Origin of the sequence: Bradyrhizobium acaciae (assembly GCF_020889785.1) — a bacterium.
GTDB lineage: Bacteria > Pseudomonadota > Alphaproteobacteria > Rhizobiales > Xanthobacteraceae > Bradyrhizobium > Bradyrhizobium acaciae.
In genome coordinates this window covers 1-6687 of record NZ_JACMYK010000238.1, presented here as the reverse complement: position 1 = coordinate 6687, position 6687 = coordinate 1, and the positions used below count along the sequence as shown (strand labels likewise).

Annotated in this window: 8 protein-coding genes; 3 read left to right on the top strand and 5 right to left on the bottom strand. The window is 65.2% G+C overall.

The genetic code is table 11. The annotated features are described in order from the left end of the window. Positions 1 to 706, top strand: a 706-nt coding sequence (locus tag H8A92_RS39160; protein ID WP_229200607.1) for an ADP-dependent NAD(P)H-hydrate dehydratase, incomplete at its 5' end; no start/stop codon positions are given. Then, positions 681 to 1199 carry a GNAT family N-acetyltransferase gene (locus tag H8A92_RS39155; RefSeq protein WP_229200606.1) on the top strand — a complete coding sequence of 173 codons (519 nt, stop codon included), beginning with the start codon at positions 681 to 683 and terminating at the stop codon, positions 1197 to 1199. The genes H8A92_RS39160 and H8A92_RS39155, both read left to right, overlap by 26 nt. Before the next feature lie 102 nt (positions 1200 to 1301). Here the strand turns inward: H8A92_RS39155 and H8A92_RS39150 are convergent, their stop codons facing one another. Beyond that, positions 1302 to 2168: a hypothetical protein gene (locus tag H8A92_RS39150; RefSeq protein WP_229200605.1), complete on the bottom strand. Its 867-nt coding sequence runs from the start codon at positions 2166 to 2168 to the stop codon at positions 1302 to 1304. A gap of 98 nt (positions 2169 to 2266) precedes the next feature. Further along, entirely contained in the window at positions 2267 to 2608 is a 342-nt protein-coding gene (locus tag H8A92_RS39145; protein WP_229200604.1) for a monooxygenase, read from the bottom strand. 213 nt (positions 2609 to 2821) lie between these two features. Here H8A92_RS39145 and H8A92_RS39140 point away from each other — a divergent pair, with 213 nt between their 5' ends. Continuing rightward, positions 2822 to 3649, top strand: a complete 828-nt coding sequence (locus H8A92_RS39140) for a tetratricopeptide repeat protein (RefSeq protein WP_338026701.1) — start codon at positions 2822 to 2824, stop codon at positions 3647 to 3649. 33 nt (positions 3650 to 3682) lie between these two features. Here H8A92_RS39140 and H8A92_RS39135 read toward each other — a convergent pair whose 3' ends face one another. From H8A92_RS39135 to H8A92_RS39125, 3 genes are all read right to left on the bottom strand, one after another. Next, positions 3683 to 4393, bottom strand: coding sequence for a hypothetical protein (locus tag H8A92_RS39135; RefSeq protein ID WP_229200603.1), 711 nt, complete (start codon positions 4391 to 4393; stop codon positions 3683 to 3685). Between the two features lie 178 nt (positions 4394 to 4571). Continuing rightward, positions 4572 to 5657: an enolase C-terminal domain-like protein gene (locus H8A92_RS39130; protein WP_229200602.1), complete on the bottom strand. Its 1086-nt coding sequence runs from the start codon at positions 5655 to 5657 to the stop codon at positions 4572 to 4574. A gap of 18 nt (positions 5658 to 5675) precedes the next feature. After that, on the bottom strand, positions 5676 to 6687 hold a 1012-nt coding region (locus H8A92_RS39125; RefSeq protein WP_229200601.1), incomplete at its 5' end, for a multicopper oxidase domain-containing protein.

Here is a 6687-nt window from a genome sequence, read left to right as displayed (position 1 = left end):
CCTCGTGACGCTGGCCTCGCCGCGCGACGCGCTTGCCGTCAACGCGGCTGCGCTGACCGGGGTGATGGTGCGCGCGGTCGACAATCCGATCCAGTTCGCCGAACTGCTCGACGACAAGCGCCTCAATGCTTGCGTGATCGGACCGGGCGCGGGCGTCAGCGCGCGCACCCGCGACTTCGTTCACACTGCGCTGTCGGCACGGCGGCATCTGGTGCTTGATGCCGACGCGTTGACGAGTTTTGCCGGGACGCCGGACCGCCTGTTCGAGGCGATCAAGGCATCCGACGGCCTTGGGGTGGTGCTCACCCCGCATGAGGGCGAGTTTCCGCGGTTGTTCAGCGATATCTCCAACAAGCACCCCGGCCGCTCGAAGCTCGAACGCGTCCGCGCGGCGGCCGAGCGCTCCGGCGCGGTGGTGCTGCTGAAGGGCGCGGATACGGTGATCGCCTCTCCGGACGGTCGCGCCATCATCGCCGCCAATGCGCCGCCCTGGCTTGCCACCGCCGGCGCCGGCGACGTGCTGGCCGGCATCATCGCGGGCTTCCTGGCGCAGGGCGTTGCGGCCTTCGAGGCGGCCGGCATCGGTGTGTGGTTGCATGGCGAGGCGGCCGGCGAAGCGGGACCCGGCCTGATCGCCGAGGATCTCACCGAGGTGCTGCCGGCCGTGTTTCGCCGCCTCTATGACGAGTTCGGGATTGAGTATTAGGCGGCTCGCCCTTGCCGACATGGACGCCGCCGCGCGCGTGCATCGTGCGGCGTTCGACGATGCGCTGCCCTGGCTCGCCGGCCTGCATACGCCTGACGAAGACCGCTGGTTCTACCGCGAGCGGATATTGGCGACCTGCACGCTGTGGGGTGCGTTCGATGGCGAGGCGATGCGCGGCGTGATCGCGTTCCATGACGACTGGATCGAGCAGCTTTACTTGCTGCCGGCCGCGCAGGGCCGTGGCATCGGCGGCGCATTGCTCGATATCGCGAAACAGGGCCGCGACCGGCTGCAACTCTGGACCTTCCAGCGCAATGCACGGGCGCGCCGCTTCTACGACGCGCACGGCTTTGTGCCGGTCGAGCAAACCGACGGCAGCCGCAACGAGGAGAAGGAGCCGGACGTGCGCTATCTCTGGATTCGTGCGGCCCGGCGCTCGCCGGCCATGTCCTCGGCCGCAAGCTCGCGCCGATTGATGTTGATGCCGGGATAGCTCGCCCGCACGGGCGCGCGGCAAGCTGCAACCGAGTCCCGGCGTGTCTGGCGGGGAGTGGACGCCGGCTCACATCTCGGCGATCGCCGCGCAACCGTGGCGTTACGGCGACGGCGTCGAATTGCGCACGAAGTAAAGCGGCGTCCTCAGCGTCAGCTGGTAGGACGGCTTAGGCACCCACAATATCTGGGCCGTGACCCCGAACAACCGATTGTCGTTGTCATCCATCCGATCGAGATCGAGCCGGAGAATCGGCTCGGTGAAGGACTGAACGGGCGGGAGATTCAGGATCTGCGCGCCGCCGAAATGCTGGATCCCGACGCGGCCGGTGAATTTCCAGTTGTTGGGCCACTGATAATAGCCGCCGACATAGCCGATGATGTTCGGATGAATGCGGGCGAGCGCGGTCGCGACCTCGACCCGGGTATCCTGGATGCCGGCCAGCAGCCCGCGTGTTTCATCCTTGTCGAAGGCGTAGCTGAGTTCGAAGATATTGTTGAATGTCGTTGTTCCGGTCGGCCCGTTGGGGATCGACTGGGTGATCGTGGATTGCCACGTGACGGTCGGAATCGAGCCGCCATTCTGGCTGTAGAGCTCTGCCTGGAAACCGATGTTCCAGCTGGTGACGTCGAAGGACGACCAGCCCTGCGTCTGAGCGTAGGTCGACGTGCCGGAAACACCGGCGTAGAGCGAGACCTTATCGGTGACATCCACCGTCATCGGAAGATCGACGGCGAGGGATTGCCGGGACGACAGCGTCGTGCCGTTAGCCAGCGCCAGCGATTGCAGCGCGGTAAGCCGCGCCGAGCCGCCGAAGCCGATCGGTAAGGCGCCGGCCGGCACCGTTGCGTAGCTGGTTCGCAAATCGAGATAGATGTTCGGCGATGCGTTTGCCGTATTCGTGGCGTCGCTATCGCCGTCCTTGCCGAATGCAGGTCCGGCGAGGCACGATCCGATGAGGCAGGCCAAGGCGAACCCCGGCCGCGACAAAGACCGAACCGCGTTCGCCACGTCGAGCGCCCGCACTGCGGTCAGGTGCGGACGTTCGGCGGATGGCTCTGGCCGGTTCATTCCGCTGCGGAGTTCAGGGTGGTTGGGTTCACGCGCGTCTCGCCCTTGAGATTGTCGACGGTGACGTGCGTATCGTACCAGGTCAGCCGCGGCCGGACTCCGAACCGGTCGGTGAGCTCGGCTATCTTGGCCTCGGTGAACCATGCCTCGGCCGCCTCTCGGGTCTCCCACAGATAGACGCCTCCGGTGCCGGCCTCGCCGTTGAGGTAGTCTTTCCGGATCAACCCCCGTGTCGCGAGGTTTCGATAGATCGGCGCGGTACCCACGCCGCCCCTGATGGCCTGTTCCTCGGTTCGTTTCGGAAGGTCGAATTGTACGATAACAACGCACTGTGCCATCCTGGTTCTCCGATCTGAGCGACATGGTGTCAGGTTCGTTCGGCGGCAGGCCGACCAGCCCCACGATACAGGATTGATCCAGCACTTGTCCCGCGTAGCGGGGCTTCGCTTGAGGGGAAGCGCATGTTGCCTCTCACGAGAGTTTCGGTGGACGCGTGGGGAGATGCGGGCTAAAGCCCAATGACATTCTTTGGCATCCCGTGAATCTCGCTCGTGAGTGGCAGGCAGAACAATTTCCTCGCTCAGGCGCTGCAACAAGGCGCATTGGCGTTGCGGGCGCAGCAATTTGCTCAGGCGGAGCAGATTGCTACGAACATCCTGAAATCAAGTCGCACGGACAGACATGCCGCGCTCCTGCTGGCGCATGCCCTGATGGGGCAGAAGCGGGGAGACGAGGCGATCGCACCGCTTGAGAGGATTGCGCGGCGCGGCGAGGATGGAGAGGTCGAGACCTTGCTCGGCGCGTTGCTGTGTGGCGCGGGGCGCGTCACGGACGGGATCGCGCAGCTTCGGCGCACGGTTGCCCGACGGCCGCCATACCTGCCTTCGTTTCAGGAGCTCGCCGGACAGCTCGCCAAGGCTGGTGAGTACGACGAGGCGATCGGCACGATCGAGGGCGGCCTTCAGCTTGCGCCTGACAGCGTCGATCTGAAGCTCGACCTCGGACGCCTGCTACATGAGACCAATGACATCGCACGGGCTGCGAGCGTCCTGACGGCTGCGCGTGATGCTGCGCCGGGACGCCCCGACGTTCTCAACCAGCTCGGGCGAGTCCTAATTCTTCATGGCGACTACGCCGGAGCTGCGGAGGCTTTCCGCCGCGTGCTCGCGATGTATCCGGACGATCGCTCGACCCGCGCCTACCTCGCGACATCGCTTTTCGAGCGGGGTGAGCGCGATGCCGCCCAGGCGGCGCTCCGCGCCGTCACGCAGGGGCAGCCCCAGCTCCTGGGACGCGCGGCATTCGTCATGGCCGCCGGCTCGCATGGCCGTTTCTTCTTCGCCCGGAGCGACGTTGCGAAATTCCTCGGTGCGGAGTGAGGTCGGGGGCGCCGGACGAAATCTCGCCGCGGCTCACGCCCTGAAGTTTCTCCGATAGAGATTGGGCTGCCGCCTGAGTTCACCGCGGAATTCGCCGACGCGCTTGGCTTCTTCGGCGGTGAACGGCGATGCCTGCGCGCTCCAGCTGTCTCGCTTGACCGGAATGCACTGGGCGATCGGCGTCCCCTTGGGAAGGACACCCTTGAAATTCTTGTCGTGCCAGTACGCGGGGAAATGCACCCAATTGTCGGTATAGAGATCGGAATTGACCAGGCCACTGAGCGTGGTGAAGGGAAGGTCGAAACGGTTGACCGGGTGCGTGAAGTACACCGCGTAGCCCTCCGGGGCTTCAACGGTCCACAGATTATGAAATTTGAGAAAGAAGCGTCCTTCCTCAAACAGGGGCGTACCGGTGACCTGACCGGGATCGTGGAAGCCGATCGGCGAGCGCGGGAATTCGGGCGTGCCTCCCGGCGGCAGGTCGTGGTCCCAGGTGATCTCGCCGTTCTGGATATTGAGATCGCAGACCAGCGGCAGCAGGAATCCGCAGGTCATCGCGTCCACAAACGGCGGGCAGCGCTTGATGGTATCCTCGTCGTGCAGGTTGATTGAAGAGAACGCCGTCGCCGGCATCGCCTTGAGCCAGTCGGGAACGCCCTGCGCAGCCGGGATGGGTTGCGGTATCAGTCCCTCAAGCTCCGTCGGGCAACGGAATTTGAGCGTCAGCTTGTTGTTGGTGGACATTGAGCGCTCCGATGTCCCGTTGGCCTACATCAATGCGTCGCGAAGGTGAAGCGCACCCAGCGCGCCATCCATTGCTTGCTAGAGCATGATCCGGAAAAGTGCGAAGCGGTTTTCCGAAAAGACCATGCTCCAACAAAGTGCTAACGCTCGATGACGATTCAACCGATCTCATCGCGCTTTAGCTGACGAGATATTTCGTCACCGCAGCTCCGTTCCACTCGATGCCGAGCCCCGGACCGCGCGCGGTCACGGCGCCATCGATGATCTCGGCGGGTTTTGCCAGGATCGCACCGGCGAAGTCGAGGAATTCGAGCCAATGCGCGGTCGGCGTGACCGCGAGCAGATGCGCGCTGACCTCCGCGAACAGATGGCTCGACATCGGGATCGACGCGGCATCGGCCTGTCCTGCGACCTGCATCCAGCCGGTGACGCCGCCGACCTTCATCACGTCGGGCATGATGAAGTCGGATGCGCCGGCCGCGATCGCCTCGGCGAAGCCGCGCGGAAACCACCAATTCTCGCCGGCCTGGATCGGAGTCGGCGAGGTCTCGCGGACCTTGGCATGGCCGGACAGGCTCTCCTGCGGCACCGGCTCCTCGATCCAGTGCAGATCGTAGGGCGCAAGGCGGGAGATGCGGCGGGTGGCTTCGGCCGGATCGAGCGACTGGTTGAAGTCGATCATCAGCGCGATGTCGGGGCCGAGCAGGGCGCGCACGCCCTTCACGACGCGCTCGTCATTGGCGGCATCGCCGTCGCCACCCTTGATCTTGATGCCGCGAAAGCCCTGATCGAGCGAACGGCGCAGCGCGCGCTCATCGGCCGCAGGATCGACCACGCCGTAGCTGTCATAGGCCTTGATCGGTTTTGCGGAGCCGCCAAGCAACTCGACCAACGGCCGGCCGGCGAGCTGGCCGAGCACATCCCAATAGGCCATGTCGAGACCGGACACAGCCATGCCGACCAGGCCCTGCCAGCCGAGCAGACGAAACCTGGCATCCATCGCCTTCATCAGGTCGAACGGCGCGACCGGCTTGCCGACGAGCTCGCGGCCGATCTCCTCGATCAGATAGACCAGAGGTTTAAGCGTGAGCTTGCTGTAGGCGAAGATGTAGGTACGCCCGGTAACGCCTTGATCGGTCTCGACATCGATCAGCACCAGCGGTCCGGAATCGATCACGCCGAACGCGTTCTTCACGGGACGCTTGAGCGGCACCACCACGCTTCGCGCCCGCACTCCGCGGATCGCTGCAACTGTCTGACTCATGGGCGTTTCCTCTTGTTGTTATTGGACACTGTACCATCGGACGAGCCTCGGCGCGGCCCAATCGGTCGCAACCTGCTCGATCAGATAGCGGCCCGGATATTCGGCGAGGAAGGCGATGCGCTGGGTCTGGCCGGGCTCGACCGCGAGCGTGTCGAGCCAGAACGGCTTCCAGCCGTCGTCGAGCCGGTCGAGCAGTCGGAAGTGATGGCCGTGCAGATGAAAGACGCTGGCGATCGCGCCGTGATTGGTCAGTGTCAGCACGACAGGCCGCCCGGTTTTGGCCTGAAATGCCGGAGCGGCCGACGGCTTGAACTCCGCCGGGCGGGACCAGTCGGTGGGCGTGCCGAGCGCCAGATCGAACCTTGCGGCGCTCTTGAGGTCGAGCGCGGCCGGCATGTCATTGCCCGGAAGCGGTGGCGCGGGTGGAAACGGCGCCGCTCGGACCGGCGGTTCGCTCGAGACGACCAATTTGCCGACCGGGCGGGCCTGCTTGCCGTCGTGCAGGAGGATCGCAAAGCTCGTCCCGGCCGGCCCGACCGCATCGACGAAGACATCCGTGCGGCTTCCGGGAGCCAGCACCAGCGCACCGTTCCGGGCCGGGAACGGTTCGGCCGGCTGGCCGTCGATGGCCATCACCCGGACGTCGAGGCTCTCCAGCTTGACCGCCAGCACGCTGCGCGGGCCGCCATTGATAAAGCGGAGTCTGAGACGGGTGTTGGCCGGCGCCGAGATGTCGTATGAGGTTTTCCCGTTAATCGTATGGATTTGCGTTGAATCTTTCGGATCGCCGCCTGCCGGAATTGCGGTTCCATCCGACCGGAGGCGCCACTCCTCGATCAGCAAGACCTCGTCGCGATCGACCGCGACCGGCGAGGTGCCGGTCACGATCAGCGGGCGCGGCCGCGTCGGCGCCATGCCGCCGTCACCGAGCAGCGGCTCGCACAGGAAGGTGCCGGCATGCCGGAGCGGGAGCTGAAAACTATCCTTTGCCCCCGCGGCAAGGGGCGCCCGCGACGCCAATGGCTCTGCG

Coding starts and splice junctions, on each gene's coding strand:
- H8A92_RS39155 (WP_229200606.1), top strand. CDS start 681: ATGACGAGTTCGGGATTGAGTATTAGGCGGCTCGCCCTTGCCGACATG.
- H8A92_RS39145 (WP_229200604.1), bottom strand. CDS start 2,608: ATGGCACAGTGCGTTGTTATCGTACAATTCGACCTTCCGAAACGAACC.
- H8A92_RS39135 (WP_229200603.1), bottom strand. CDS start 4,393: ATGTCCACCAACAACAAGCTGACGCTCAAATTCCGTTGCCCGACGGAG.
- H8A92_RS39130 (WP_229200602.1), bottom strand. CDS start 5,657: ATGAGTCAGACAGTTGCAGCGATCCGCGGAGTGCGGGCGCGAAGCGTG.